At 67.3% G+C, this 26811-nt stretch carries 30 protein-coding genes and 2 tRNA genes; 14 read left to right on the forward strand and 18 right to left on the reverse strand.

Features of this window, described 5'->3' with window-relative positions:
- From ACR3IO_RS13965 to ACR3IO_RS13985, 5 genes are all read left to right on the forward strand, one after another.
- A partial coding sequence (locus ACR3IO_RS13965; protein ID WP_434071823.1) for an ATP-binding cassette domain-containing protein occupies positions 1-447 on the forward strand: 447 nt, incomplete at its 5' end.
- On the forward strand, positions 444-1397 hold the full coding sequence (locus ACR3IO_RS13970; protein ID WP_434071824.1) for a D-isomer specific 2-hydroxyacid dehydrogenase family protein: 954 nt from the start codon (positions 444-446) through the stop codon (positions 1395-1397). The genes ACR3IO_RS13965 and ACR3IO_RS13970, both read left to right, overlap by 4 nt.
- A 163-nt stretch (positions 1398-1560) precedes the next feature.
- A tRNA-Asn gene (locus ACR3IO_RS13975) sits at positions 1561-1633 on the forward strand.
- Between the two features lie 101 nt (positions 1634-1734).
- Entirely contained in the window at positions 1735-2445 is a 711-nt protein-coding gene (locus ACR3IO_RS13980) for an AzlC family ABC transporter permease (protein ID WP_434071825.1), read from the forward strand.
- Positions 2442-2747 (forward strand): AzlD domain-containing protein, encoded by a 306-nt coding sequence (locus tag ACR3IO_RS13985; RefSeq protein WP_434071826.1) that lies wholly within the window; start codon positions 2442-2444, stop codon positions 2745-2747. Before ACR3IO_RS13980 ends, ACR3IO_RS13985 begins: the two co-directional genes overlap by 4 nt.
- A 57-nt stretch (positions 2748-2804) precedes the next feature.
- Here ACR3IO_RS13985 and def read toward each other — a convergent pair whose 3' ends face one another.
- The gene (gene def, locus ACR3IO_RS13990; protein ID WP_434071827.1) at positions 2805-3371 is read right to left on the reverse strand and encodes a peptide deformylase; all 567 of its coding nucleotides are present in this window, start codon (positions 3369-3371) and stop codon (positions 2805-2807) included.
- A 39-nt stretch (positions 3372-3410) separates the two neighbouring features.
- Here def and ACR3IO_RS13995 point away from each other — a divergent pair, with 39 nt between their 5' ends.
- The 6 genes from ACR3IO_RS13995 (at position 3411) to ACR3IO_RS14020 (ending at position 8216) form a co-directional block, all read left to right on the forward strand.
- Entirely contained in the window at positions 3411-4328 is a 918-nt protein-coding gene (locus ACR3IO_RS13995) for a DMT family transporter (protein ID WP_434071828.1), read from the forward strand.
- A 165-nt stretch (positions 4329-4493) separates the two neighbouring features.
- The gene (locus ACR3IO_RS14000; RefSeq protein ID WP_434071829.1) at positions 4494-5750 is read left to right on the forward strand and encodes a glycosyltransferase; all 1257 of its coding nucleotides are present in this window, start codon (positions 4494-4496) and stop codon (positions 5748-5750) included.
- 10 nt (positions 5751-5760) lie between these two features.
- Positions 5761-5834: transfer RNA gene (locus ACR3IO_RS14005), tRNA-Ile, on the forward strand.
- Positions 5835-6004: 170 nt separating this feature from the next.
- On the forward strand, positions 6005-6235 hold the full coding sequence (locus tag ACR3IO_RS14010) for a helix-turn-helix domain-containing protein (protein ID WP_434071830.1): 231 nt from the start codon (positions 6005-6007) through the stop codon (positions 6233-6235).
- Positions 6235-7479 carry a tyrosine-type recombinase/integrase gene (locus tag ACR3IO_RS14015; protein WP_434071831.1) on the forward strand — a complete coding sequence of 415 codons (1245 nt, stop codon included), beginning with the start codon at positions 6235-6237 and terminating at the stop codon, positions 7477-7479. Before ACR3IO_RS14010 ends, ACR3IO_RS14015 begins: the two co-directional genes overlap by 1 nt.
- 86 nt (positions 7480-7565) lie before the next feature.
- Positions 7566-8216, forward strand: coding sequence for a nuclease-related domain-containing protein (locus ACR3IO_RS14020; protein WP_434071832.1), 651 nt, complete (start codon positions 7566-7568; stop codon positions 8214-8216).
- 27 nt (positions 8217-8243) lie between these two features.
- Here ACR3IO_RS14020 and ACR3IO_RS14025 read toward each other — a convergent pair whose 3' ends face one another.
- The 6 genes from ACR3IO_RS14025 to ACR3IO_RS14050 all read right to left on the reverse strand — a co-directional run bounded on the left by ACR3IO_RS14025 (position 8244) and on the right by ACR3IO_RS14050 (position 14203).
- The gene (locus tag ACR3IO_RS14025; protein ID WP_434071833.1) at positions 8244-8783 is read right to left on the reverse strand and encodes a hypothetical protein; all 540 of its coding nucleotides are present in this window, start codon (positions 8781-8783) and stop codon (positions 8244-8246) included.
- A gap of 59 nt (positions 8784-8842) precedes the next feature.
- Entirely contained in the window at positions 8843-9298 is a 456-nt protein-coding gene (locus ACR3IO_RS14030; RefSeq protein ID WP_434071834.1) for a single-stranded DNA-binding protein, read from the reverse strand.
- A gap of 42 nt (positions 9299-9340) precedes the next feature.
- Entirely contained in the window at positions 9341-11224 is a 1884-nt protein-coding gene (locus tag ACR3IO_RS14035) for a type IV secretory system conjugative DNA transfer family protein (protein WP_434071835.1), read from the reverse strand.
- 3 nt (positions 11225-11227) lie between these two features.
- On the reverse strand, positions 11228-12223 hold the full coding sequence (dprA, locus tag ACR3IO_RS14040; protein ID WP_434071836.1) for a DNA-processing protein DprA: 996 nt from the start codon (positions 12221-12223) through the stop codon (positions 11228-11230).
- A 61-nt stretch (positions 12224-12284) separates the two neighbouring features.
- Entirely contained in the window at positions 12285-13775 is a 1491-nt protein-coding gene (locus ACR3IO_RS14045) for an ATP-binding protein (RefSeq protein WP_434071837.1), read from the reverse strand.
- Complete coding sequence (locus ACR3IO_RS14050; protein WP_434071838.1) at positions 13772-14203, reverse strand: hypothetical protein; 432 nt, start codon at positions 14201-14203, stop codon at positions 13772-13774. Before ACR3IO_RS14050 ends, ACR3IO_RS14045 begins: the two co-directional genes overlap by 4 nt.
- A gap of 390 nt (positions 14204-14593) precedes the next feature.
- Here ACR3IO_RS14050 and ACR3IO_RS14055 point away from each other — a divergent pair, with 390 nt between their 5' ends.
- Positions 14594-15928, forward strand: a complete 1335-nt coding sequence (locus ACR3IO_RS14055) for an AAA family ATPase (protein WP_434071839.1) — start codon at positions 14594-14596, stop codon at positions 15926-15928.
- A gap of 41 nt (positions 15929-15969) precedes the next feature.
- Positions 15970-16659, forward strand: coding sequence for an HNH endonuclease (locus tag ACR3IO_RS14060; protein ID WP_434071840.1), 690 nt, complete (start codon positions 15970-15972; stop codon positions 16657-16659).
- Positions 16660-16842: 183 nt separating this feature from the next.
- Here ACR3IO_RS14060 and ACR3IO_RS14065 read toward each other — a convergent pair whose 3' ends face one another.
- From ACR3IO_RS14065 to ACR3IO_RS14075, 3 genes are read right to left on the reverse strand one after another with little or no spacing between them, the layout of a single operon-like run.
- The gene (locus ACR3IO_RS14065) at positions 16843-18306 is read right to left on the reverse strand and encodes an SCO6880 family protein (RefSeq protein ID WP_434071841.1); all 1464 of its coding nucleotides are present in this window, start codon (positions 18304-18306) and stop codon (positions 16843-16845) included.
- Between the two features lie 3 nt (positions 18307-18309).
- Positions 18310-19692: a conjugal transfer protein TrbL gene (locus tag ACR3IO_RS14070; protein WP_434071842.1), complete on the reverse strand. Its 1383-nt coding sequence runs from the start codon at positions 19690-19692 to the stop codon at positions 18310-18312.
- Positions 19693-19719: 27 nt separating this feature from the next.
- On the reverse strand, positions 19720-19989 hold the full coding sequence (locus tag ACR3IO_RS14075; protein ID WP_434071843.1) for a DUF6112 family protein: 270 nt from the start codon (positions 19987-19989) through the stop codon (positions 19720-19722).
- A gap of 90 nt (positions 19990-20079) precedes the next feature.
- On the opposite strand from ACR3IO_RS14075, the gene ACR3IO_RS14080 reads away from it, so the two are divergent.
- Positions 20080-20760 (forward strand): hypothetical protein, encoded by a 681-nt coding sequence (locus tag ACR3IO_RS14080; protein ID WP_434071844.1) that lies wholly within the window; start codon positions 20080-20082, stop codon positions 20758-20760.
- Positions 20761-20776: 16 nt separating this feature from the next.
- On the opposite strand, the gene ACR3IO_RS14085 is transcribed toward ACR3IO_RS14080, so the two are convergent.
- The 8 genes from ACR3IO_RS14085 to ACR3IO_RS14120 form a co-directional block, all read right to left on the reverse strand.
- The gene (locus ACR3IO_RS14085; protein ID WP_434071845.1) at positions 20777-21043 is read right to left on the reverse strand and encodes a DUF6112 family protein; all 267 of its coding nucleotides are present in this window, start codon (positions 21041-21043) and stop codon (positions 20777-20779) included.
- 1 nt (position 21044) lies between these two features.
- Complete coding sequence (locus ACR3IO_RS14090; protein ID WP_434071846.1) at positions 21045-22217, reverse strand: M23 family metallopeptidase; 1173 nt, start codon at positions 22215-22217, stop codon at positions 21045-21047.
- A gap of 9 nt (positions 22218-22226) precedes the next feature.
- The gene (locus ACR3IO_RS14095; RefSeq protein ID WP_434071847.1) at positions 22227-22880 is read right to left on the reverse strand and encodes a hypothetical protein; all 654 of its coding nucleotides are present in this window, start codon (positions 22878-22880) and stop codon (positions 22227-22229) included.
- Between the two features lie 69 nt (positions 22881-22949).
- Positions 22950-23927 carry a ParB N-terminal domain-containing protein gene (locus ACR3IO_RS14100; protein WP_434071848.1) on the reverse strand — a complete coding sequence of 326 codons (978 nt, stop codon included), beginning with the start codon at positions 23925-23927 and terminating at the stop codon, positions 22950-22952.
- Positions 23924-24808, reverse strand: a complete 885-nt coding sequence (locus tag ACR3IO_RS14105; protein ID WP_434071849.1) for a hypothetical protein — start codon at positions 24806-24808, stop codon at positions 23924-23926. The genes ACR3IO_RS14100 and ACR3IO_RS14105 overlap by 4 nt, the downstream gene beginning before the upstream one ends.
- A gap of 3 nt (positions 24809-24811) precedes the next feature.
- Positions 24812-25222: a hypothetical protein gene (locus tag ACR3IO_RS14110; protein WP_434071850.1), complete on the reverse strand. Its 411-nt coding sequence runs from the start codon at positions 25220-25222 to the stop codon at positions 24812-24814.
- Positions 25215-25913: a DUF2637 domain-containing protein gene (locus ACR3IO_RS14115; protein WP_434071851.1), complete on the reverse strand. Its 699-nt coding sequence runs from the start codon at positions 25911-25913 to the stop codon at positions 25215-25217. Before ACR3IO_RS14115 ends, ACR3IO_RS14110 begins: the two co-directional genes overlap by 8 nt.
- On the reverse strand, positions 25901-26800 hold the full coding sequence (locus tag ACR3IO_RS14120) for a bifunctional DNA primase/polymerase (RefSeq protein WP_434071852.1): 900 nt from the start codon (positions 26798-26800) through the stop codon (positions 25901-25903). Before ACR3IO_RS14120 ends, ACR3IO_RS14115 begins: the two co-directional genes overlap by 13 nt.
- Positions 26801-26811: the final 11 nt, after the last annotated feature.

The following is a 26811-nucleotide window of genomic DNA, read 5'->3' on the forward strand; positions in this document are numbered from 1 at the left end:
CAGGGGGCCCCCACGCCCCGCGCCGCGACCAGGCCCGACAGCGTGCGGTGGCCGCTCGGCTCCCGCGAGAAGTCCCCCTACGGGCGGAGCGGCGGGCAGCGCCAGCGCGGGGCGCTCGCACGGGCGCTGGGGCGGGGGCCGTCGGTGCTCATCGCCGACGAGCCCACCGCCGGCATCGACCTCACCGTGCGCGACGCGGTCGCCCAGCTCATCGGCGAACTTCGCGAGCGCCAGCGCTTCTCGGCGCTGCTCATCAGCCACGACCTCCCGGTGCTGCGGCGCACGGCCGACCGCATCGCGGTGCTCGACCACGGCAACCTGGCCGCGCTCGGCACGATCGAAGAGGTGTTCCACGATCCGAGCCACCCCTACGTGGCGGCGCTGGCCGGCGCGCTCGACGACGGCCACGCCGTGATCGACGAACTCGACGGGGGCCTCGGGGCGTGACCGGCTCCGCGGGTACGCCGTTCGGTGCGGGCGTCGTCACGGTGCTGCCCCACGCGGATGCCAGCGTCGTCGACGCCGTGCACCGCGCGGGCGGCAGGGTCGCACCGCTCGGCGACGACACGCGGGGCATCGTCTGGGTGGCGAACTCGGGCTCGGGCGACCTCGCCGCGGCACTCGAGCGGCATCCGGATGTCGCGTGGGTGCAACTGCCGTGGGCGGGCGTGGACTCGTTCGCGGGCACGCTGCGGCGGTTCCGCGACGACGGCCGCATCTGGACGAGCGCGAAGGGGTCGTACGCCCGCCCCGTCGCCGAGCACGCGCTGATGCTGGCGCTGAGCGTGCTGCGCGAGGTGCCCCGACGCGCCCGCGCCCGCACCTGGCAGGCCGACGAGCGCGGACACTCGCTCTTCGGCGCCCGCGTGGTGCTGCTCGGCGGCGGTGGCATCACCGAGGAACTCCTGCGGCTGCTGTCGCCCTTCGGCGTGCAGGCGACCGTCGTGCGGCGTCGGGAGGCCCCGGTCGAGGGTGCGGCGCGCACGGTGACGGATTCCGCGCTGCCCGAGGTGCTCGGAGGCGCCGACGTGCTGTTCGTCGCTTCCGCGCTCACCGAACGCACGCGCGGCATGATCGGCGCCGCAGAGCTCGCCGCGCTTCCCGAAGGCGCCGTGCTCGTCAACGTCGCGCGCGGCGCCCTCGTCGACACCGACGCGCTCGTCGCCGAACTCGCGAGCGGTCGCCTCGGGGGAGCCGGTCTCGACGTCACGGAGCCCGAACCGCTGCCCACGGGGCATCCGCTCTGGCAGCTCGACAACGCCCTCGTCACGCCGCACGTCGCGGACACCGAGGCCATGACCGTGCCGCTCTTCGCCGAGCGCGTGGAGGCCAACGTGGCCGCCCTCCTCGGCCGCGGCGAGTGGGTCGGACGCATCGACCTGCACGCCGGCTACTGACGAGCCGGCGGCATCCGGCACTCGTTCAGGCAGACCGGGTACGCTGAAACCGCATCTGGCCGGGGAGTCTTCCGCGACACCGAGGCCGGATGATTGTCGAGGGTCGCTCGAATTGGTCAGACGCGCGCGTTTTGCTAGAGTGAATCCGCTGCAACACGCATGATCCTCCATAGCTCAATTGGCAGAGCAATCGGCTGTTAACCGATAGGTTCTTGGTTCGAGTCCAAGTGGGGGAGCAACCGAAGCCCCGCATCCGTCACGGATGCGGGGCTTTCTGCAACGGCGGTGCCGATGGCGGTGGCGTCGCGAACCTGCACGTGCCGATTCGAGGGTGCACATGGACGAGACGACCGCTGACGCACTCGCGCGTCGTGCCGTCATCCGCGACTCGCTCTCGGTCGGGCTCGCGACGGCCGCGTACGGCATCTCGTTCGGGGCGCTCTCCGTCGCGTCGGGCCTCGACGTCTGGCAGACGATGTTCCTCAGCCTCGTGATGTTCACGGGCGGCTCGCAGTTCGCCCTCATCGGCGTGCTCGCCGGCGGTGGCCCGGCGGCTGCGGGCCCGGCGATCGCCGCGGCCGCATTGCTCGGCGTGCGCAACGTCGTCTACGGCATGCGCATGAAGCCGCTCGTCGACCGCGGCGGGCCCGTGAAGCGGGTCGCCGCCGCCTGGCTCACGATCGACGAGTCGACGGCCGTCGCGCTCGCGCAGTCGACCGAGCGGCCGGCCCGCCTCGGGTTCTGGCTCACCGGCACGATCGTGTTCGTCGGCTGGAACCTCACGACGCTCCTCGGTGCGCTCATCGGCGACGCGCTCGGCGACACTCGGGCGTGGGGGCTCGACGCCGCGGCCGCGGCCGCGTTCCTCGGCCTGCTGTGGCCGCGCCTGAAGCGACGGCAGGCGGGCGCCGTCGCCGTCGGCGCGGCGGTCGTCGCGGTGCTGGCCACGCCCGTGCTCGTACCGGGCCTCCCGGTGCTCGTCGCGGCATCCGTCGCCCTCGTCGTCGGCTGGTTCGACTGGTTCGACCGCAAGGAGCCGGCGGCATGACGACCTGGCACGTGATCCTCATCGCCTCCGCGGCGACGCTCGCGCTGAAGCTCGGCGGCTACGTGGTGCCCGCGGGCTTCCTCGAGCGCGAGCGCCCGGCGCGCATCGCCGACCTGCTCACGGTGGCGCTGCTCTCGGCGCTCATCGTCGTGCAGACCCTCGGCGCCGGGCAGGCGATCGTGGTCGACGCTCGCGTGCCGGCGGTCATCGTCGCCGCGGCGCTCTACGCGCTGCGCGTGCCGTTCGTGGTCGTGGTCGTCGTGGCCGCGGCCGTCGCCGCCGGCATCCGCGCGTTCACCTGAGCGGATTCCGCGACGCGGCCGTGCGGAGCGCGCGTACGCCGCACGGGGCGGCGCGGATCAGGCCTCGAGGTCGTCGACGCCCGGCATCCACGAGACGCCCGGTTCGCCCCAGCCGACCTTGCGGCAGATCTTGGCGACGATGCGCTGCTCGCGATCGGTGAGGCGGTCGGTGTACAGCGTGCCCTCGAGGTGGTCGAACTCGTGCTGGAAGATTCGGGCGAGCCAGCCCTCGGCCTCGATCTCGAAGCGGTTGCCGTCGAGGTCGGTCGCGCGCAGGAGCGCGCGCTCGGCGCGGCGCAGCGGGAACCGCTCGCCCGGGAACGAGAGGCAGCCCTCGGACTCGAGGTCGGGGTCGGGGTGGCCGGGCACGGCGGGCGTGATCCACAGTTCGGGATTGATCGCGACGCCCCGCCAGAGCTGGTCGGACTCGTCGGTCCAGCCGAACGTGAACAGCCGCAGCGCGACGCCCACCTGGGGCCCCGCGAGACCCACGCCGGGCGCGGCATCCATCGTCTCGAACATGTCGGCGACGAGCGCGCGGATGCCGTCGTCGATGGTCTCGACCGGGAGGGCGGGGGAGTGGAGCACCGGATCGCCGGTGATGCGAATGGGAAGCACGGCCATTCGCCAAGGATATCGGCGCGGGGACGGTAGGGTTTTTCCGTGGATCCGAACCTGAGCGACCTCACTGAGCAGATCGCCCTCGACCCCACCCAGTTCATCGGCATCCCGTTGGCGCTCATCGGTGCGGTCTTCCTGTCGCTCGGTGCGCAGTTCCAGCACCGCGGGGTGACCAAGGTCGAAGCCCACACCGCCGACGCGCTCGGCAAGGGCCTGAACGCCGGGCAGTTGTGGCTGCTGCTCTCGCGCCCGTCATGGGTCATCGGCACGGTCATGCTCGGCCTCGCGATCGTCTTCCAGCTCTCGAGCCTCTACTTCGCGCCGATCATCGTGGTGCAGCCGCTCGGCGCCATCGCGCTCGTGATCACGTCGATCCTGAACTCCCGCATCAACAAGGTGAAGCTGAACTCGAAGTCGATCACCGCGATCGTGATGTGCGTGGGCGGCGTGTTCCTCTTCGTTGGCGTCGCCGCGTTCACGGCCGTCGACAAGCCGGTCACCGACCGGCAGCTGGTCGTGATCCTCTCGCTCCTCGCGGTCGTGCTCATCGCGGCCGGACTCGCGTTCTGGTTCTTCCGCAGCCGCATCCGCGCCGTGTTCTACGTCATCATGGCGGGCGTGCTCTACGGCTTCGTCGCCACGCTCGCCAAGGTCATCATCGGGCGGCTCCAGCAGGGCGAGTTCGAGTGGCTGACCTTGACCTGCGTGATCGGCCTGCTCGCGGCCACGGCACTCGGCGCCTACTTCGTGCAGAACGCCTACGCGTCGGGCCCGCCCGACCTCGTGATCGCCGGCCTCACGGTCGTCGACCCGATCGTGGCGGTCATGATCGGCATCGTCGTGCTCGGCGAGGCATCCCAGGCCGGCATCTGGGCGAACTCGATCTTCGTCCTCGCCGGCGCCATCGCGGTCTGGGGCGTGTTCCTGCTCGCCCGGAACCACCCGCAGACCAGGCTCTGAGCGAGAGCACCACCGGCCCGCGCACGTGGCGCGCGACATGCCTGTCCGGCCATGTCCGCATCGCGTTGCGTAGACTATTCTTCGAAGTCACCGCTCGCGCCCGATCGGCGCCGTGACGAGCCCCGGCCGATCGGCCGGCCCCCGAACTGTGAGGAACATCTCCACGTGTCAGACACTCCCGGTGCGACATCCCCCAGCGCCGTCGACCGCGCGGAACCGGAACGCCCGCTCCGAATCCTGATCGGCGCCGACACCTTCGCGCCCAACGTCAACGGTGCCGCGAGGTTCGCCGAGCGGCTCGCCGCCGGCCTCGTCGAGCGCGGTCATGACGTGCACGTCGTCGCGCCCGCCGCGAACCGCAAGCACGGCACGTGGCGAGAGGTGCACGAGGGCCAGGAGATCACCGCCCACCGGCTGCGCAGCTGGCGCTGGTACCCGCACGACTGGCTGCGCTTCGCGCTGCCGTGGCGCATCCGCCAGAACAGCGCCCGCATCATCGACGCTGTGAAGCCCGACGTGGTGCACTTCCAGTCGCACATCATCGTCGGACGCGGCCTCTCGGTCGAGGCCGAGAAGCGCGGCATCCGCATCGTTGGCACGAACCACTTCATGCCCGAGAACATGCTCGAGTTCACCCTGCTGCCCAAGGGCTGGCAGGAGTGGGCCGTCGGGCTCGCCTGGAAGGCCGCCGGCCGCACGTTCGGCCGCGCCGAGGCAGTCACGACGCCCACGCTCAAGGCCGCGCAGTTCCTCGAGAAGCACACCGGTCTCACCGGCGTGCACGCGATCTCGTGCGGCATCGACGCGCACAAGTACTCCCCGAACTGGGAGCCGCGCATCGAGAACCGCATCCTCTTCGTCGGCCGGGTCACGGGCGAGAAGCAGATCGACGTGCTCCTCCGCGCCCTCACCCTGCTGCCCGCCGAACTCGACGCGAAGGTCGAGATCGTCGGCGGCGGCGACCAGAAGCGCAACCTCGAGAACCTGGCCGCCGAGCTCGGCATCGCCGACCGCGTCACCTTCACGGGCTACGTGACCGACGAGGAGCTCCGCGAGGCATACCACCGGGCATCCGTGCTCGCGATGCCCTCGATCGCCGAACTGCAGAGCATCGTGACCATGGAGGCCATGGCCTCGGCGCTGCCCGTGGTCGCCGCCAACGCCATGGCGCTGCCGCACCTCGTGCATGACGGCGAGAACGGGTACCTCTTCGAGCCGAGCAACCCCGAAGACCTCGCGGCCAAGCTCCGCATCGTGCTCGAGGCGTCGCCCGACGATTACAACGCGATGAAGGCGTCGTCGCTCAAGTACATCAAGGCCCACGACATCACCCGTACGCTCGACACGTTCGAGAGTCTGTATCGTGGTCTGCGCGTGACCGATCCGGTCACCGAGTCGATGCCGGTCATACTGCCCGACTGACGTCGCTCGAGGGGCGGTAGCTCAGCCGGTTAGAGCAGTGGACTCATAATCCATCGGTCACGGGTTCAAGTCCCGTCCGCCCTACCGTATTTCGACGTGATCAGGATTTCTTGCCCGGAGTGATGGGTGAGGACTTGATGTCGTCAACGTTTATTCAACGTTTATTCGTCGGACCGCGCAGTTTCTCGCGCGCTGGGTGCAGCGTGATCGAGTGTGTTCGGTTCGTCTGGGTTCGTCTCGAACACCTTCGTGGCATGAACAGCGAACGCCTCTCAGGGCTCGGCTTGGAGCCCATGTTGACCACGAGCGAGCTCGCCGAATACCTGGGCGTGCACGTGCAGGCGATCTACGACCTGCGTTCCGACGGGCGGGGCCCGGCCGGTCTGCGGGTCGGACGTGAGATCCGGTATCGCATCTCCGACGTCGTTCGATGGCTCGACGGACTCCATGAGCCCGAATTGGCTGCCAGCGGAGGCGAGGGCTGATGGCGGGTCGTCCGCGCCTCGCCATCGGCACGTATGGGACGATCCAGACCACCGAGATGGCACGAGGTCGATTTCGCGCGCTCACTCGATTTCGTGACTGGGACGGTCAGACCCGGCAAGTGGTCGCGACGGCCGAGAGCCGGAACGCCGCGATCTCGGTGTTGAAGCTCGAGCTCCAGGCGCGGATGCGCCATGCCGGGACACAGGGATCGCTCACGCCGGACTCGAAGTTCGCAGACCTCGCCGACGCGTGGTTGGACGACCTCCGGCTGGACGTCGATCGTGCCGAGAGCACGAAGGAGACCTACGAACGGCAACTGCGGAGCAGTGTGCTGCCCTTCTTCGCCGACTTCGCAGTGCGTGAGATCACCGTCGGCCGGATCGAACGCTACCTGAAGCAGCAGCGGCAACGTTCGTTCTCGATGGCGAAGCACTCGAAGACGACGCTGAGCATGGTGCTCGCATTCGCCGTCCGGCAGGGCTTGCTCGAACGCAATCCCGTGAAGGAGACCTCGCAGCTCAAAAAGCCCAAGCGAGTGCCGAGAGCGCTCACTGCTGATGAACTTGCTGCCATTCGGACAGCTGCGCGCGAGTTCGGGACTGGCCCGAACTGGTTCGGGCCGAGGCCGGACGGCCAGGTTCGCGACCTCATCGAGGTCATGCTCGGTACGGCGACCCGCATCGGCGAGGCGCTCGCGCTTCGAAAGTGCGATGTCGACGTGACGGCCGATCCACCGCGCGTCGAGATCTGCGGCACGATCATCCATCGCACGGGTGTGCCGGTGTACCGCCAGGAGCACCCGAAGACCAAGGAGTCGAACCGGCTTGTAGCCGTGCCTGCGTTCGCAGCCGAGGTTCTGCGGCGGAAACTTGCGGAGTTGCCAAGCGACGCCGAGCCGGAACAGCTGCTCTTCTTCTCGAAGAACGGGACGCCGCTGATGCCGGCCAACGTTCGACGGCAGTTCCGGAGGATCCTCGAGCTCGCTGGCCTCGGGGCCGAAGGGATCTCACCGCATGCGTTCCGCCGGACTGGGGCGACGGCCATCGCGCATGAGTTGGGGCTCCAGGCAGCTGCCGATGTGCTCGGTCATACCTCGACGGCGGTGACGAAGGAGCACTATGCGGAGCCTGACCGGCGGGTCACGTCGGCGCCAGCAGAGGCGCTTCAACGCCTCGCACCGGAGTCCCCATCACCTGCTGATGGTGCGGAGGACTTCGACTGGGACAGCTGGGACTCCGAGTGAGCCACCCGGTGCCCCGCATTGGGGGCGAAGGGACGCTGTCGGAGATGAGATTCGGCCTGCGACTGTGGTTTCGAGGAGGTGGCAGGGTGGAGAGTCCTGGAACAGGTAGCGCGGGAGGCTCTGCGCGACAGGAGTATGAGCGACGTCGTGCAAATGATCACGAGCGGATTCGCAGTCGCTGGGGGCGGTTCGGCGGTATCGCTGTTGCCCTCTCGGACGAGCGGCAAAGCACCAAGGCGTGGAGCGTCGGTGCAGGTGGCGAGGAGATCGTCGGCGCACGGCTGGACGGTATCGTCTCCGACCGAGTCAAGGTGCTGCATGATCGGCGCATCCCCGGCTCGAAGGCCAACATCGACCACATCGTCGTGACTCCCGCCGGCGTGTGGGTGATCGACACCAAGCGGTACCGAGGTCGACCCGAGCTGAAGGTCGAAGGCGGGATCCTTCGCGCGCGCATCGAGTCGTTGCGCGTCGGTGGTCGAGACCAGACCAAGCTGGTCGACGGAATGCACCGTCAGGTCGAGATGGTCCAGAAGGCCGCCGTCGAAGTTCCCGTGAGTGGCGTGCTGTGCTTCGTCGATGCCGACTGGCCGCTCTTTGGTGGACCGTTCATGGTCCAGGGCGTGCACGTCCTCTGGCCGCGGAAGCTCACGGACCAGCTGGTCAACGACGTCGGGGATATCGACGTTCGGATGGTCACTGACGCCTTGGCGGCGAGCTTTCCGAGCGCGACCTGAACGCTCCAGATGCGTGCGTTTCCGCGTTCACGCTCGGCCGTTGAACCGTGACTCGACCTCGTGGCGGCGCTCAATGTCGATCGAGACGAAGTCGACGAAGTCGGCATCTCGATCGGTGATGGCCGCCTCCGCAAGGACCTCAGCGGGTTCTTCGCCGGGCCAAATCGTTTGCCGGGTCGGGCGGTCGCGGTCGAGCCGGGTGCCGGAGGTGGCTACCCAGTCGTGGAGGCGGTTGCGGGCGTCGGCGAAGTCGCGGTGCCAGCCGAACGGGGCAGAGCCGTGTTGGTCGGGGTCGTAGGCGCTGAGCCAGTGCAGATGGAGGGCGGAGAGCTCCCAGACGAGTTCGGGGTGGCGGTGCCAGAGCGGCGGGATGATCGAGGCCGGGAGCCCATAGGTGCGGCGGAGCCAGGTCACCCACCGGTTGAGCTCGATCCAGGCGGTTTCGGCTTCCTCGGCGTCGAGCACGCTCCAGTTGATCGGGTGCGGTGGCTCAGCGAGGAGATGCTCGTCGAGATCCTTGAACGCGTCGTCGTCGAATGACGTTGTGAAGGCCCTGTCGCCGAACAAGGCGTCTTGCTCGGCGGCAGGGCCTTCGCTCCTCGCGTGTCCGGAGGTCTCGGGAGAGTTCACAGGCCGAGCACCGGGTTCCCGAACGGCGACGCCACCTTTGGTGTCGTGGCGTCCCGGCCGGCGGCCGCGGCATCCGTTTGGACGACCGTCTGTCGTCGGGTGCGGTCGACCTCGTACTCGGTGCGCGCGAGGTCGTGGCCGAGCTTCTTTGCGACGAACTCTTCGCGGTCGACGATCTCGCCGTCGCGTTCGACTTGGAAGGTTCTCACGTAGCCTTCGGCGACGAAGCTGTCGCCCTTCGCGAAGCGGGCCACGGCGCGATCGGCGGTGGCGCGGTAGGCGACGAGGTCGTGGAAGGTGGGTGCGAGCTCGGTGAACGAGCCGTCGTCTTCGCGGCGGAAGCGGGGCTGGCCGATGCGGGCGTAGAAGCGGGTTTCGCCGCGCTCGGTGACGGTCTGCTGGGGTTCGGTGGCGATGAACCCGGAGATCGATTGCTGGGTGTGCAGAGCCATGGGACTGTGCCTTCCTGTGCTGGGCGGATCGATGATCCGCGCTCACTGCTCAGGTGCGCGTGCGCTCCCGGACGACGCGTCTTCCTGTTGGCTGTCTGGTTCGTTCGGTTCGGTCGCCGGCTCGTCGTCGAGGGAACGGCTCGGTCTGGCGTGGGCGTTCTGCGCGACAAGGAGAGTTTCGATTGCGGTTCGGTCGGCGACGAGTCGTTTGGACTCGGGGCGGTCCGTCCAGGCGCGCAGGTGGGCAATGATCGGCGGCGCTTTGCTGAGCAGGAAGAGCGCTGCGCCGTCGGGCAGGGTCCGGATCGTTTCTTCCGGCATGGTCTGGACCCGGCGTATCGAGCGCTGGGCGGAGCGGGATCCGCGGTCGCCGATGGTGGTTGAATCGGTGACTTCGTCGCGGTTGCCGATGATCGTGGAGACGTCGTGCAGGTCCTTGGCGTTGGAGGATCCGCCGAGCATGATCTTCACGATCGAAGCCTCCCAGATTGTGTCGGCTGCAGCCGCGGACCACTTGTCCCTCGCCTGCCCGAGCGATTGCAGGACGGGCATCGTGGTGATGCCGGTGCCGCCGCCTTCGGACACGAGACTGGGCAGCGACGGAAGCGGTGCCAGGTTGCCGATCTCGTCGAGCGCGAGCAAGAGTGGCGGGTCGAGTCTGACGCCAGGGCTCCCGGCCGCGAGGTGGCGCGCGGTCTCGACCAGATCTTCGATGAACGCGGAGACGAGTGCGGCCGAGCTGTTGGCTCCGGCACCGGTGGCGAGCAGGTACAGGGTGCCTCTGTTCCGCAGGAACTCTTCCGGATGAAACTGTTCGTCGGGACCTGGCGAAACGGCGTCGAGGACTCGAGGGTCGGCGAGGGCGGCGAGGGAGAGCGATACGCCCTGCCAGATCGAGTCGCGAGTGCGCGGGTCAGCATCGAGCATGGCCTGGAGCGAGTCGGCCCATCCGATCGCGGTGTTCGGGTTTGACGCGAGGATGGCGGCGGCATCGGCAGCCGACGCTGGGTCGAGTGTCCACCGGAACAGCTCGGAAGGGGAGCGGCGGTCCAGTGCCGCAGCGTGCAAGAGAGCTTGGAGCGCGACTCTAGTCTTCGCTTCCCAGAAACCGCCACCCTCGACTCCACCAGCTCCGAGCCCGGTGCCTGCGGCCAACCCTCTTGCGCGGATGATCGCGACGAGTGGATCTTCGCAGCCGCGAATCGGGGACCAGCGCAGGCCTGAGGGGATGCCGGGGACGAGATGCTGCGGGTCGAACACGGCGACCGGACCGCGGTCTTGGCGCGCCCGCATCGTTGCGGTCAGGTTGTCGGCTCGGGTTGACGTCGTGACCACAGCCCCGGGCGCATCGAGGATCGCATTGATGACGAAGTTCGCTCCCTTTCCGGAGCGTGGCGGGCCGAGGATCAGGAATGAGTCCTCAACGGACGCCCAGATCTCGACGCCGTGCGCAGACCCGAGTCGGTAGCCGACATCCGACGGCTCCGGTTTTGCCAGTGAGGGCCGCAGGTGGCGGGCGCGGCGCAGGAGGCGGCGACGTGATGCGTGGTGCGCGACCTCGTGTTTCGATGCGATGCCGGGCAGATGGAACACGTCGGCCGGGAGCGCCTGACCTTGGGTGTGCGTCATACGCCAGATCGCGATCGCCAGGGCAAGAAGGCAGGCGAGCAGGAATCCTGCGATCACCCAGAACACAACCGGGTTGAGATCCGGGACACCGAGCGGAGCGCCGGGGTCGCTCGGATCGAGCAGCACCGCCAGACCGCTCGCAGCGTCCCCGCTTGGTTGGGGGAGTCCGGTCACCCATGCAGCTGCGCTCCCGGCGCCGCGCAGTACAAGCGCGAGACCGGCCGCGCCCATCAGGGTGGCGAGCCCGAGATTGGTGGCCTCGTCGCCGAGCCCGGTCGAGGAACTTGACGAGGCCATGGCTCAGCGGACCAGGTCGGCGCCGCGGCGCGTGTTCCGATGCGAGAGCGGCGAACTTGGAAACGTCCGTTCCCTGGCGTAGCGAACGGAAGGGTCTGTGAGCGCGAGGACGTCGTCGGCGTTGACCACGAGCTGGGCGAACCCGTCTTTGATCAGACGATGGGTGCCGGCGCTCGTGGGAGACGTGAGCGGTCCGGGAACGGCTGCTACCGGCCGTCCGAGAGCATTGGCGATGCTCGCCACGTAGAGCGAGCCCGAGCGTGGGCCGGCTTCGACGACGATCGTCGCTCCGCCCAAAGCGGCGAGTAGACGTCCGCGCTGCAGAAAGCGCCACTTCGTCGGTGCCGAGCCGGGCGGGAGCTCGCTGACGAGCAGCCCGCCTGTGGCGGCGACGTGAGGAAACAGATCCTCGTGTCCGGCTGGATACGGCCGATCCAAACCGCTGGCGAGCACCACGACGACGCGCCCGGGAGCGGTCGCCATCACCGCGCGGATCGCCGCGGCATCGATGCCGTATGCGCCGCCCGTGACGATCACCTTGCCCCGCCCCACAAGATCGGTCGCAAGTTCACCGGCGATGTGGTCGCCGTACGACGTGGCCGCCCGAGCGCCGACCATCGTCACGCGCTCCTCGAGCGGAGCAGACAACGGGGCAGGATCACCCCGGAGCCAGAGCACGAGCGGCGTCGTCGAGCCGAGATGTCGCAGTTCCGCCGGCCACACCGCGTCATCCGGTGTGATCATGCGGAGCTGATGCTGTTCCATGCGCGCGGCGACGCGATCGGGCTCGTCGGGGTTGAGTCGTGCCGCGAGTCGGCGTCGCCAGAGTTCGCCCTCGGCGGGGTCGATGCCGGACGGAAGCCCGGTCCGTGATTCGAGCAGCGCCAGCGTCTCGATCGGACCGACGCGAGCCACCAGTGTGCCAGTGATGACGTCAGCAGGCTCTGAAACGGTGGCCAGCGCCATCCGTGCCGTGCGTTCGTCGGATGCTGCAGTCACGACCCCTCCTCGGTGTGTTCGGAAGGTGCGCTCGCAGGGTCGCTGCGGCGTAGCATCCAGATCACCGGTCCGAGCCGGCCATCATGCGCGCGGTGGTGTCGAACGTGGCGAGCTCTGCGGGGTGCAGTTGGTGCTGGACGACGAAGCTGCGGTCCTTGATGCGCCAGAGGCCCTGACCGATACCGAGGGTGGGCAGAAGGTTCTGCTCAGTGACGGACAAGCCCAGCGCGGTGGCGGTGGACCCGAGCTGGTCGGGTTCCTGTCGGTACACGATGCGGGTCTCAGCGTTCGCGAGCAGCGACGATGCGAGCGCGCGCATGGCGGAGCCGGAGTCGCCGACGTTGTCGAGGTCGGAAAGCTTGTGGAAGATCAGCATGTTGGCGATGCCGTAGTGCCGGGCGAGGCGCCACTGTGCGTCCATCCGGCGAAGCAAAGCCGGGTAGGCCATGAGCCTCCACGCCTCGTCATAGACCACCCAACGCTGGCCGCCGTCCGGGTCCGCGAGCGCGGACTCCATCCACGCCGACGAGCAGGTCATGAGCACCGAGATCAGCGTCGAGTTCTCGGCGACACGGGACAGGTCGAGCGAAACCATCGGCAGGTTCGGGTCGAAGCGCACGGTCGACGGGCCGTCGAACAATCCGGCGAGGTCGCCGGCGACGAGGCGACGGAGTGCGTGGCCGGCGAGTCGTCCGTCTTCGGCGAGGCGGCCGTCCGGGTCATCCGTCGCGTTCGGCTGCAGGATGCGGTCGACGACCATCGGCAGGATCGGCACCTCCGCGCTCCGTACTGCATCGCTGAGGGCTAGATCGATGGCGGTGTGCTCGAGCGGGGTCAGCAGGCGATCGAGCACGGTTTCGGCGAGTGCGCCGATGAGGTCGCGTCGGCGCGCGGCGAGTTGTGCCGACCATTCGGCGTCGGATGCCGCGGCTGGACGGTGCCCTTCATCGAGCGGGTTGAGCCGGTTGCGGAGGCCGTGGCCCAGAATGATCGCTCGTCCGCCGACCGCTTCGGCGACGGCCGTGTGCTCGCCTTTCGGATCGCCAGGCACGTAGACGCGTCGGCCGAACGGCAAGGATCGCGTGTACAGCGACTTCGCCAGCGAGGACTTGCCGGAGCCAACGATGCCGGCAAGTACCACGTTCGGTGCGGTGATCATGCCGCGCTGGTAGAGCACCCATGGGTCGTAAACGAAGGAGCCGCCAGAGTAGAGGTCCTGCCCGACGAACACGCCCTCAGAGCCGAGGCCCGCCTCGGCGAGGAACGGGTAGTGACCTGCGAGCGTCGCGGTTGTGTCTTGGTGCTTCGGCAGCTTGAGTCGGCCGGGGGTGCGAAGTGCCGCAGGCCCGGATTCTCCTGATGCAGGCAGATATGAGGCCGAGCGCGCTTCGGCGCGCTCCGCCTCTGCCCGTGCGCGGCGTTCGGCGATGGTTGCCTGTCGGGTTTCGCGTTCGATCTTGGACGCGAGACGCCTGCGGCCGCGGCGTTGGCCGCGTGACTCATCACGGGAGCTCACCAGAGCGGCAGTGTGAAGCCGTTCGTCGAGGCTCACATCGCCACCGAGCGCTGGCGTGGTGCCACTGCCACGGGTGAAGGATTCGCCATCCATTCGCTCGCGACGGACTGTGGCGTTCGCTCGAACGGTGCCAAGGCTGCGACCGAGTCGGGGGACCGCATGGGTTCGTAGCGGCGGAGGAGCGAGACGTAGCCGAACGTGTCGCTGTACGTCAGCGCGTACGGGGAACCGTACGGCTCGATCGTGTGATCGGTGCTGCCGGCTGGCACCGCGTCGTACACGTAGCCGTTGACGAGCGCAGCCTCAATCGTCTCATCGCCGTGGTCGAGCTCGCGAAGCTGATAGATCGCGGAGATCGGCCCCTCTCGATCGATCAGGGTGAGAAGCCTCTCAGCTTCCTCGCCCTGCAGAAAGGCGACGCTGATCCACCGCGTCGACGGATCGTTTCGTTCGATGGCGTACATACTCGGCTCCAATCAGGACTTCGCATGTAAGGTGCGCCGGCAGAAGCGGTGTCCCCGTACAGGGTTGACGGGACGACGACTAGCACTCCCCTCTCCGCGACCGTCCAGTGGGCGGGGCGCTTGAGCTACATGCTCGATGGGTGAAGCCAAGCTCCCGGTCGGCAAACTACTAGCTGGTCCGGGCGATGCGATTCCCTTCGAGGACCTCATATGGGACGGTCCGTATGATGCAACGCAAGCTCGAGTTCCGTGAGCAGCGTAGACGGATCTTTGCGCCTGTCCGATACCCACGGGCGAAATGACGATCACCCGTAAAGCGGGGAACTACGATCAACAGCAGTCCTGTCTTCACCAACACGCCGGACATCTCAACAACGCCTGGAGGACGGCATGTATGTAAATCGCGTCAGTCTGCGCAACATCAAAGGCTTCACCGAGGCCGACCTGGATTTTGCGACGACCGACGATGTGCACGAGGGCTGGTCAGTCATCACTGGTGACAATGGCTCGGGCAAGACTGCGCTACTCCGCGCGATCGCGCTCGCGATTCTCGGGCCCGAGCAGTCCCGGGGACTCGTGCAGGACCTCCGCGGATGGGTCACCGAAGGTCAGAGCGAGGGAACTGTCTCCGTGGAGATCACCCCGGACCACCTCATCGATCGCACCGCGAAGGGTGGTCAGCCGGTCCAATCAACCTTCTGGGCGGAGGTTGCAATCACGCGAACTGACGTGGCCGGCGCTCGCCCTGATCAAACGTGGGTGATTTCTGCCACTGACGTGTTCCGAAACAAACGAAAGAGTGCGACAAATGGTCCTTGGGCGCCGAGCACCAATGGCTGGTTCACTCTGGGCTACGGTCCCTTCCGACGCATGTATGGCAGCTCTCCTGACGCGCAACGTCTCATGGTCATCCCGGGTCGAATCCCCCACTTCGCCACACTCTTCAAAGAAGACGCAACGCTCAGCGAGGGGGAGGAGTGGGCAAAGCAGCTGAACTACCAGCGCCTCGAGGACAATGCGGAGTCTGCCGAAGCGCTAGATGGGCTGATAACACTAGTGGCCCACGACTTTCTTCGTGAGGGAGTGCGGATCAAGGGTGTGACGTCCGACGGGATTTCCTTGGAGGACTCGGCAGGTCGCGTCGTGCCACTGTCGGACATGAGTGACGGATACCGTTCTGCGCTAGCCATGCTGATGGATATCTATCGACACATGCTTACGGCATACGGCGCCAAGGGCCTTGTCGAGATAACGGAGCAGGGGCCGGTGGTCGCACGGCCTGGCGTCGTGCTCATCGACGAGATTGACGCACACTTGCATCCTGCGTGGCAGCGAGAGATTGGCTTTTGGTTGAAGTCGCACTTCCCGAAGGTGCAGTTCATCGTCACCACCCATAGCCCTATCGTCTGTCAGGCCGCGGACGGCGGCCGTATTTACAACATCCCGTCGCCGTCAACGCAACGAGCCCCCTTCCAACTCTCCCGCACCGACTTCGACGCCGTGATCGCGGGCAAACCCGATGAGATCCTTCTCTCACCGGCGTTCGATCTCGAACACACACGATCTCCGCGGGCGGTCCAGGCTCGAACGCGGCGCGCCTCTCTCAAAGCAAAGCAGGCCGCTGGTGGGGCGTTGAGCGCAGGCGAGCAGGCGGAGTTCGATGATCTCGCTCTTTTTTCCGCCGACTATGACGTGAAGACCGATTTCGGCTCACCTGTCGAATGAGACGACTACACCGCTCACTGCTGCCGCTCCAATTCCGCCTCTTGCTGAAGGCCGAGCAGGCTGGTGTAAGCGACTCGTTGGCGGCTCGAGAAGAATGGAAGAGGTTCCGCAACGCCAAGTCCAGTGAGCCACTTATCGTCGAACTTCGGCGCATGTCGGGTGCCACCGAGCGGTGTGCCTATTGTTCGGATTCACTCGGGGCCACGGTCGACCATTTCCTCCCCATCTCGCCGCACTTCGAGCACACCTTCGACTGGAGGAACCTCTACTGGATCTGCGACAACTGCAACCGGCGCAAGGGCGCGAGAATCACTTTTGACCCAGCGACCGGGCAGCCACTCGCCATTCGCCCCGACCGAGAGTGCCCCTGGGAGTACCTCTACCTGGATATGGAGACTGGCGTAATTGCGCCCAGGATGCGGCCCCCGATGTTTGAGCCGGACGAACGCGCCGCTGAAACGTTGCGCGTACTTCCAGTCCTCGGATTCGAGCCCGTAATCGAAGGTCGGCGCCGGGAGATTCGACGACTACGCGAGGTAGGCAACAGCGCCGTGACGACGCGAGGAACCGACGAAGTTCGCGCACTAGTTCTTGCCTTCAAGGAAGAACATCATGGCGTGAAGTCATGGATCGCGCACCACGAGGGAAGCGACGAATCCCCGTGGCGTGAATTGAAGCGGCAGGCACCGCACCTCTGGCGTCGATTGGTCATCACTTCGGTCTCCGACTGAACCCGTAGCTCGCTCCGGGGGCTTCATGGAGAAGGGACACCCCCATGGCCCTGTCTCAAGGCGCGCTCCCACGGATGGGTTTGGGGTCGTGATCTCATCGGATACGGTCGCGCCCGACAGTAGCGCTTGGCTGGTCTGGCAGGTCACGCAGGCAACCATGAAACCCCTGTAGAAAGGCGTTCATCAAATTGAGCGACAGAGCGGCAGGCTTCCAGCAGCGAATGCTTGGGCTTGCTGGCCGATGAGTCGACGAACCTCACAGGACGCCTGGATCGCCGCCTGCTCGATAGTCGCGATGGCGGCGTCGAGCTCATAGACGGTGGGCGCCGAGACTGCGATGAGCCCGGTCGCACGAAGAACACCGTGGCCGGCCGTTAGGTCTGCCTCTTGCTTGAGGACGTCGCCGTATTCCGCGGTGGCGGAGGCATCCTCGATCTGGCCGATGCGGCTGCGCTGGTGGGCGTCGCTGATGAGTTCGGTCTTCTTCTTGCGAAGGTCGCGGGCCGCTTGATCGGCGCGTACCGGGATGTAATGCAGGGCGAGTGTGCGGAGCACGCCGTTCGTGAAGACGAGGGGTGCGAGGAAGCCGGGGTAGACCTGCGATCTCGGCCACTCGCTGATCCAGAGCACGGCGTGGTGGGCTGTGTCGGTGCGGATCCGGTCCCATGTTTCGGTCACGGCAACCGGGCCAGCCGTGGCGAGGTCGCGGCCGACGCCTGGATGGCGGTCGAGTTCCACGCCGACCGCAGGGTCGTATGCGGTGCGAAGCGCAGCCGCGAGGTCTGCGGCAGAGAGCCAGCCGCTGACGATCAGGTCAGCTGTGCGGAGTGCTCCGGAGAGGGCGGTCATCTCGTTGCGGAGGACGGTGGCTGCGCCACGCATGCCGCCGCCGTTCGCTCGCACTTGCCGGGCCGAGGCATTCAGATCGATGGCGAGGCTGATCGTCGTCGCGTGTCTCTCACCGGCCGGGCCAGCGCGATCGATGAGGTCGCGGTAGGTGTTCGCGGCCCATGAGTCGTCGTCGCTGCCGTGACGCTCCCACCACTCGGCGAGCCCGGTGCCGGAGTCGGGTAGCGTGCGTTCGTTCACCTGGATGCGGGCGATCCGTCCGGAACGGCATGTGCTGGCGAGTACTCGCCCCCATGACTGAACCCGGCGTTGCTGTTCGCCATGATCGACCAACGCGAAAGCCGGATGTGAGATCGCGACGATCGCGGTGAGCGTCTGCTCGTGCGGGTCATGGATCATGACGGCACCGGACTCTGGGTCGTGCCATTCGCGGAGTGCCGCCGCATCGCCGGGCAGGGCGAGGGAGCCTGCGGGGCGCGGGTGCAGGATGCGTCGACGGTAGGTGAGCTGGCCGCGCGCAGCGCGAAGCATCCACTTGGTCATGATCGGGACCCACTCAACGAGCTTGCGACCGCCGATGGGTATGACCGCGGACAATGCGGCGGAGCCCCAGAACGGCGATGTCCATGCGACGCCGCTGGCTCCAGAGGAGTAGAGGGCGCTGACGATCATGACGAGGGCGAAGCCGAGCGCGATGAGTTGCGGCAGCGAGAGGCCGAGCAGCACGCCCCGTTTGGTCAGACGAGAGAACTGTACAGGCGTGAGCCCGGTGCCGGTGAGTGCGGCATCTGTGTGCATGGGTTAGGCCTTCCGTGGAGGTGATGGAGGGATGGTCGCGGGGATCGGGCCCAGTGGCTTGGGCCCGACTGTCGGCGCGGTTGACGGATACACGGGCGCCGCGGATGCGTCGGCGGCGTTCGTGTGGGAATCGCCCGCCTGCCCGAGGGAGCTGCCGAATTGACGGCCTGCGCTCGCCGTCGCGCCGACTACCTGGGCACCTGTGACCGCCGCTAGGCCGATGGGGCCCGCCGCTGCGCCAGCGCCTGCTGCGGTGGCCCCAGATGCGGCGCCGCCTCCGGAGGAGCCTGCACCTGCCGTCGAGGCCGCCCCGCGGCCTGCGGCGGTCGCGGAGGCGCCCTTGGACCCGGCGTGGCCCGCTGTGGCCCCGGTCGGCGATGCAGGAGCGCCCGCGGTCGAGTCGCTCCCCGAGCTCCCGCCGTCGAGCACCTTCTTGGCGCTGTCCAAGTTCGGCCCGTGCGGCACCGGCACGGGGCGATTCAGCGCCGACTTGGCCTCCTGCTCGCTGGACATCGCGTGGTACATGTCGAAGCCCACGAAGTTCAGGAACTTGTACGTGATGTACGGCGCGAACGCCGCGACGAACATCAACACGATGCCGGCGATCGGATCACTGATCGACGCGAGGTCGGCGTCGATCGGGGCAGCGACCTGTGCGATGGCGACGAGGAAGATCACGACGAGTACGAGCTTCGACAGCACGAGCGCCACGACAAACGCGACCCATTTACCGAGCCAGCCCTTGGTGGCATCCCACGTCATGCCAGCCAACGCGATAGGCCCGAACACGACCGCGACCAGCAGGAGCGCTTTTCGGATCAGCAGGGAGAACCACACGATCGCGGCGCCGCTGATCGCAAGGGCGGAGAGGAAGATCGTGATGATCGCGCCGACGCCCGGGGCGCCGATGTTGATCGTCGCGAGCCCGCCGGCGAGGAGGGCGATGCGGTCGCCCATCCCTTCCATCGTGTTGCCGGTGGCCTGAACGATTCCGATAGACAGCTGGTCGGTGATCTCGAGCAGCAGTGCAGTCAGACCGACGATCACGAACGAACCGAGGATCGACTTCGCGAGGCCGAGGCCGGCACGGGGGAGCGCAGTCGGATCCCGGTGGATGAGGCCCATGATGAGCTGGAGGAAGAAGAAGATGAGGGTCACGAAGACGGCGACGCCGAAGAGCAAATTGAAGACCTGCAGGTAGGTAGGGTCGGTGACGTCGACGAGGGTCGTGGTGTCGAACGCCGTCCAAACGGCCTCGAACATCCACGCCGCCGCCGAGCCCATTGCTGAGGCCAGCCAGTCGAACGGGGCGGTCACGAGCGACGCAGTGCCTTCGCCGACGGTCGTGCAGACTTCGGCGATGACGGGGATGTCGCAGACGCTCATGATGGCTTCGGCGTGCGCCGTGCGGGGCTAGATCGTTTGGCCGACGTTCCAGAAGAAGTTCGTCAGCGTCACCGCTGCACCGCAGATGACCGCGGCACCGCACGCGATTAGTACGCCGGCCTTGCCACGCGACGCGAGATGCGGGTTCGACGAGTTCGCGCCGAAGCCCCACACGATCGCCGCGACGATCAGCGCAAGGACAGCAAGGATCAAGCCGACCGTCATGACCGCGCCGACGATGACACGGAGTTGGTCGATACCGGGGAGGCCGGTTCCGTTGGGGTCGATGTCGATCATGGTGGGCTCCTCGAGGCTCGATGTGACTCGTTCCTAGGTGCGCGACCAGTTCCAACTGAGCTGCGCCGTGAGACGCACTAGCGTTGCGGAATGGTCTTCTTTGGGAGCTTCGAGGAGCAACGGCGTCGCATTCGTGCCACGCTCGGCCTGAAACCGCACGAGCGCGCCGTCAAGGTCACGGGAGGTTCAGCATCCACGGCCGCCGATCTGGCGAGTCTCGCGCGTGACTTCGAAATGGCGCGTGCATTCTTCGATTCCTACGCGGCGATTCCAGACGGCCAGAAGGACCCGGCTTCCGCGAATCAAGCATTCTGGATCGCCGGAATCATAATGTATGGGCGCGCCTTCGGTACGGGCATGCGTCACTCTGCGCGTGCGAGTGTGAACGTGTATTCCGACGAACAACGCGTCACTCACAACTTCGTCATGGCGCTGAGGAACAAGTACGTTGCGCACTCGGTGAACGGATTCGAGCAGGCAAGCGTCTTTGCGATTCTGGATGGATACGCGCCGGACAAGCTCGCGATCTCGGGCGTTGGCACCCAGCACGGCAGCTTGGCTAGCGTTCGGACGGAGAAGGCGCGCCTCATGAGTTCGCTCTGCGATGTTCAGCTTGCCGACATTGGCGCACGCAAGGGCGAGGTTGAGCGCGCTGTGATGGCCGAACTTCTGGCAATGGGCGCAGAGCGTGTCCTCTCCCTACCTGAACTCGGCATGCCCGCGATCGACGAGTCCGCCGTTAGCCGCGGCAGATCGAAATCATGGGAGTAACCGTGCGGTTGCCCAGCTAGAGAGAAGCGCCGAGCCTGAGCAGGTAATTCACCCAGGCGACGCCGAAACCCGCCAAGGCGGATGAACCTAGCGCGATCCACACACCTATGCGTGCGCGTGTGGCCGTTTGAACGTGGCCGTTCACGGACGCGAGCGCCCACGTGACCGCGCTGACGATGAGCATGAGCACAGCGAAGATCAGCACGTAGGTCATGAGTGCGCCGATGATGCTGCGGAGTTGGGTGGCGGCGCCGACGGCGCCGAAGTCGGGGAAGATGTCCATCTCAGTGGGTCCTTTCGGGGCGGCATCCGGCGATCGTGACTGCCGCGTCACCGACGCCGGCCGCGCCGTGCTGAGCGAGCCAGTCGACGGCGTTGACGGCCGGCTGGTCCTGACCGCCGGGGTGGATCTCGATGTGCAGGTGTGGGCCGGTCGACTTGCCGGCTGAGCCGACGTCGCCGATGTGTTGGCCGGCGGCCACAGTGTCGCCGACGACGACGTGGATGCCCTCGTCGTACATGTGCGCGTAGTAGGAGACGACCGTCTGCTCAGCGACGCTGTGCTCGAGCACGATCAGGCCGCCGTAGGTGCCGCGTTCACCGGCGAAGACGACGCGGCCGTCGGCGACCGCCAGGATCGGCGTGCCGGCGGGAGCGGCCAGATCGCTCCCTGCATGGAATCTGCGTTCGCCCGTGACAGGGTCGATGCGCCAGCCGAAGCCATCGGTGCTCGTATACGTGCCTTCGGGGAGCGGGAATACGACGCGAGTCGTCTCGGGTACGCGCGGCGGTGTTGAACCGTCAACGCCGGCGGTGCCACCCGAGCGCGTGAGCGCAGTGAGGATCGCCTCCGCTGCCGGCTCGTACTCGCGGTACCGGTCGGGGAAGGCGCTGACCTCAACGGCTTGCGCTGCTGCGCCACGATCGAGTTCGTGCCAGCCGGGGATGTCGAGCAGGCCGCGCGGTGAGCCGGCATTCGGTCCACTCGGCCCGCCGTAGAAAGCGCGAGCTTGATAGGTGGGGTCCATGAGATCAGCGACGGATCCCCAGCCTGACGCCGGCCGCATCTGAAACAGTCCGAGAGAGTCGTGGTCGGAGCCGTCGCCGTCGTTCGGGTAGCTGGCAGATTCCGGGTACGCGCCCGAGTTGGCGAGCATACGGAGGCTGGACTCTGTGAGTGCGGCCATGAGCGCAGTGATCACGCCGTCACGGCCGACGCCGACGGTCTGCGATCCGATCGTCGTGATCGTGGCGGCGTGCGTGAGCTGGCGACGGTTCAGCGTGATGGATTGGCCGGATCGGGTCTCGGCGGTGAGCGAGTCGGGGATCTCGCCGACGATGAGCGACCCAGACGCACACGCTCGCGCGGCGGGGTTCACGAATGCGGCGACGCTGATGAGGGCCGATGGCGGGCCCACGAAGAGGATGACGAGCAGGACGATGACGATTCGGTTCATCGCACACTGCTACTTCAGAGGGGCATCGGGCCTGGATAGCCGTAGCAGGTGGCATGGGTGCTCGCTCGGGCAGTCGATGAAGACGGTGAACGACACAGGCCGGCTGCTCTCGACGGGCTTGCCGTTCCACACTCCGGTGCGCTCGGCGATTCCGGAGATGGTGAAGGCGGATGCCGACGCGGGCAGCTGCCGACCTGCTGCTTGCGATCGTGCGGCGATCCAGGAATCCGGCACTTCGACGGTTTCTATGGTCAGTGTCTGGCGGGTGCCGTACGTTCGCAGCTCGTCCCAGAGCGTTCCGCTCGGAATGTACGCGCGAACGTCGGCGGCAACTCCGTTCGCCTCATCGGCATCGCTCGCATCGATGAGCGGCTGAGCCCACGATGCCGCGCCACCCTCTGCGCGGGTGTCCCATTCGAGGAGCGCGTGCGTGATGATCCGTGCGAAGCGCTCGGGATCCGCGGTCGTGGCGAGCGGCTTCGGCGATGCGACTCGCTCGTTGGTCTGGACCGGACCGGTCGCGACAGGGGTCTGATGCTCTTCCGGTTGAGCAACCGCGGGTCCGCGCAGAAGACCGTAGACGCCGACGCCAATCAGAACGAGAGCGATAACGGCCGCGACGATGAGGGCGATGGCTGCTCCACGACTTCGCGCGAACGACACGAGGCGCTCCCTTCTCCGGCTTCGGACGATCGGTGATCACCCGAAAGGAGCGCCGAGACATCCGCTCAATCAGCCAGTGGCGGCGATGGTGCGGTGACGGCGCGCGCGAAGCGCATCAGCGAAGGCGACCGTGCCGCTGACCGTGGCTTCGAACTGCTCCCACTGCTGATCAGTGAGCGTCGCAGCGAGCTCGTCTGCGTCGAAGTGTCGCCACCATTCGTGCAGGTCGGTCCATTGCATAACGAATGCACGAGCAGGGAGCTGCGCGAACTCGCCGGTGTCGCCTGCGGCCACGGCACCGCCACGGCGCGTCCGAGGCACCGAACCGACACGGGCAAGTGCGACCTGCGCGAGCTGAGTGAGTTCGGCGTCTGGCTCAGCGTCTTCGCTCGCCGCCAGTCGGTCTGTCACCGCCCGCAGCGCCGGCTTGACGGGAGCTCCTGAGTCGATCGCTTCCAAGGCCCGAGCCGCTTCGGTTCGCGCTTCCGCCGGAGCATCCTCGTCGTCGACGATCTGCTGTAGCCGGCCGATGCGCTCGTGCGTGTTGTACGAGCGATTGCCGCTCACGAGCTGGGCTGCCTGGGCTCGTGAGTCGCCCGAGCCGCGTGCGCCCGGTGCCGCACCGGGTGCGGCACCGGGCGGGGGCACCACGCCATCACGAATCCTGCTCGCGAGCTGCCGGCGCTTCGCATCCTCGGCGAGCAACTCCTTGACCTCGCGGTAGAGCGCAGCAGCCTCGGTCGGCGCAAGCGACTTGTGCAGCGTATTGTCATCTTGCTCGGCGAGCAGCTTGGCGAGCTCGTCGGAGATGCCTGACCTCACCCAGACGCTGACGTGTCGGTGCCCGAGCAGGCGCAGGGCAGCCAGACGGCGTGCACCGCAGACGAGATCTCCGTCGGGTGTGACGGTGATCGGTTGCAGCAGCCCCTGCCGTTCGATCGAGGCGGCGAGCGCTTCGACATCGCCGAGGTCACGTCGATGGCGCGCGCCGACGCGAATCGAGTCGATCGCCCGATCGAGCTCGATGTGCCCCCGGCCATCGGTCATGCGAACACCCGGGGTGTGTTGACAACGATCTCGGCCACCAGATCATCGTCGTGAAGGAGCGCGCGAAGCGGCTCACCGACGATCAAACGCCACAGGATGCCGCGGCCTGCCGCCGTGTGCTGGTGCAATGGGTCGCAGCATCCGAGCAGTGCCTTGAGCATCGCCAGCCACGCGCGCTGAGGCAGATCGAGCTGCGCGCGCGCCGCGGCATCCCGTCGGAGCGATTCGTACGCGGACGCCCGCGAGGGCGCATCTGCGAGCCGACCGCAGACGTACTCGACGCCGGAACGCGCGTGGTCCTGGGGCCAGCCGAGGAGCTGGAACAGCGTGATCGCATCGTGCACGGCAGCGCGCACGTCTTCGCGCTCGTCGCCTTCGGGGTCGATGTCGACCGGCCCGGAACGGAATGCGGGGTGATACTCATGCAGCTCGTGTTCACGGTCGCTGAATCGCTCGGCGTCGTGAAAGGCCGATATCTTCGCCCGCCGCGCCTGATGCACCGAGCAGAGGAGTCCCTGTGCGCGCTCTTCGGCGATGCAGGTCACCTGCACTGCTCGGGTGACGAGCGCCCACGGGTCATCGGCGCGAAGCGTCGCCGGCGCGCGCATCGCGTCGAATGCGGCCGAGGCCGCCTCCCACGGGTCGAGGCCGTGCTTGCGCGCCAAGGCCGAGTACTTCTCCGCCGCGAATTGCAGCAGCGCGGATGCTTCAGGGTCGGTGCGCCAGGCTTCGCCATCGGATGCCTGCAGTCGCCGAAGCAACGTGCGCAGGCCTTCTGACCCCCGAAACGCCTGCGTGGCGTCCTCCCGAGTTGAGCTCCAGTTCATCGCGGCACCTCCTGTCGGTTCGGTGCGTGTTGCCGCGGTCAGCAGGATGCTCATGATTCACCGCCGTCCGAGGCCGGGGCGGGCGAATTGGGCGGTCGCGGGGGAGCGGCCGAACTCGGAGAGGGGAGGGAGTTTGGCGGCGCGCTCGCGGATCGCTCGCCGGGTGGATGCCGGCGCTCGGCGCAGCCGTCGAGCAAGGTCCGCCTCGAGATCGAGGCCGCGGCCGGCAACGCGCCCAGTGCTCGTGCTCAGCAGATCGGAGGCGCGAACCCAGACGATTCCGGGCCGCTGAGCGGATCCGATCGGATCTCCGGTGAGCGCTTCCGTCCCGCTCGACGACCGCGATGCGTCGACCAGCGCTCGGATGCGCTCGCGAAGGTCGCCGTTGCTTGCGCCCGATGGCGCAGGCCTTCTCGCAGGTTGCCGATGCTCAACCGCTCGAGACTTCTCGAACTCGTCTTCATCCATCGCTCGCACCTTCCCGTAGGGTGTCGGTCTGCGAGCTAGGTGCGCCGACGTGGTCGCTCAGCCACCGCCCGATCGTCGTCGGATGCACGCCGAGCTTTCTCGCGATCGCCGCATTCGACCAACCGAGCGACCGCAGCGACGATGCGTCGCCGCGCGTGGCGGCGGCGGGCGTGGCCACCGTGGGCGGGAGCGTTCGCCGCGGCTTGACGGCCGCTGGCTGTGTCGAAGGTGCAGAGACGGATGCCGCGATGCGCGCGGCATCCCATTGGGTGGCGCTCGTCGACCGCATCAGCACCGAGGTCAGGTGGGTGATGGCTAACAGCACCATCGGCGGCACGGACGCGACGCATGCGGCGAGCACGAGCGGCACCTCGGTCGTCTCTGCGACCACCGCGTGTATCGCGTTCGCGGCCACCGAGATCGCGGCGCCCGCGACCAGCAGCATCCACGGATACCAGGCGCCTCGGCTCCCGGCGAGTGCGACTGCGGCGACTGTCGCGACCACGATGATGCCGTCGACGATGAGCGGCCACACCCAGGCTTGGCCGGTATCGACTCCGGATCTCCGCGCCAGGTCGCTGAGCGAGGTGAACGAGAGCCAGAATGCGCCCGCCGCGATGAAGACCGTGCCGGCGACCGCGGTGAGCGTTGCCAATCGAACTTCTCGCGAGCGTGGCGTCACCGTCTGCATGACCGCTCACTGATCGGTGTTCCGGCCACCGGGCGCGGCTGCCACACTTCCCGTGCTTCGGGGATCCGAGCGAGGTGCCGTTGAGCTGACCGGATCGTGATGGCGATCTCGGCGTCGGCGAGACCTGCGCTCGCGGCAGCCGGACCAAGTGCGTCCTCGATGGCGACAACCGAGAGCCCAGTCTCGACGAGTCGGCATGCTGCCCAGAACAAGCCGTGGTTGCGTTCGCCCTCCCGCAGCCGGGCGACCCATGCGGCGAGACGCTCACGATCCACGCCGCCCGACGGCACAGCCGACGGCTCGGAGCTCGCGGCATCCCTTCGCGGTCGTATCGAGCGCGGATCGATCAACGAGCGAAGTGCGCCGGCATCGACGGGATGCGGGTCGCCTGAGCTGAGTGAGGCGAGCCGGTATGCGGCACGGCCTCGCTCGAGAGTCAGCCATGACGGCGGGACGACGACGTATCCTCCGTCGCCGCGGAAGTCGATATGAGCCGTCGCGGATTGCCAGCAGCGTTGGGGTCGATCGGCTGCGGCTGGGAAGTACACGTGCACGCCGCCCGAGGGTGTGCGGACTCGGGCGTACTCACCGTCGAGGATTCCCGCTTCCTGCGCCACCGCGAACGCGTCGAAGCCCGATCGATCGGTCGCGACGTCGACGTCGACGACGTCGAGTCCCGATGCTGCGCCGGTCGGCACAGCCGGATTCGCATTCGGCCAGGTCGACCACCATCCGGCGACCACGCCGTGGTCGGTGGTCGCGTCATGGAAGCCCGCCGGTGTCAGCGGCCGCTTGCCTCCGGCGACGCAGGGAAAGACCGGCACGCCCGCGTTCGCGAAAGCCTGCGCAGCGTCACGCGAGCTCAGGCTGGCCGTGACGAGCAGCACTTCACCGAACC

This window comes from Agromyces sp. Marseille-Q5079 (assembly GCF_051016555.1).
GTDB lineage: Bacteria > Actinomycetota > Actinomycetes > Actinomycetales > Microbacteriaceae > Agromyces.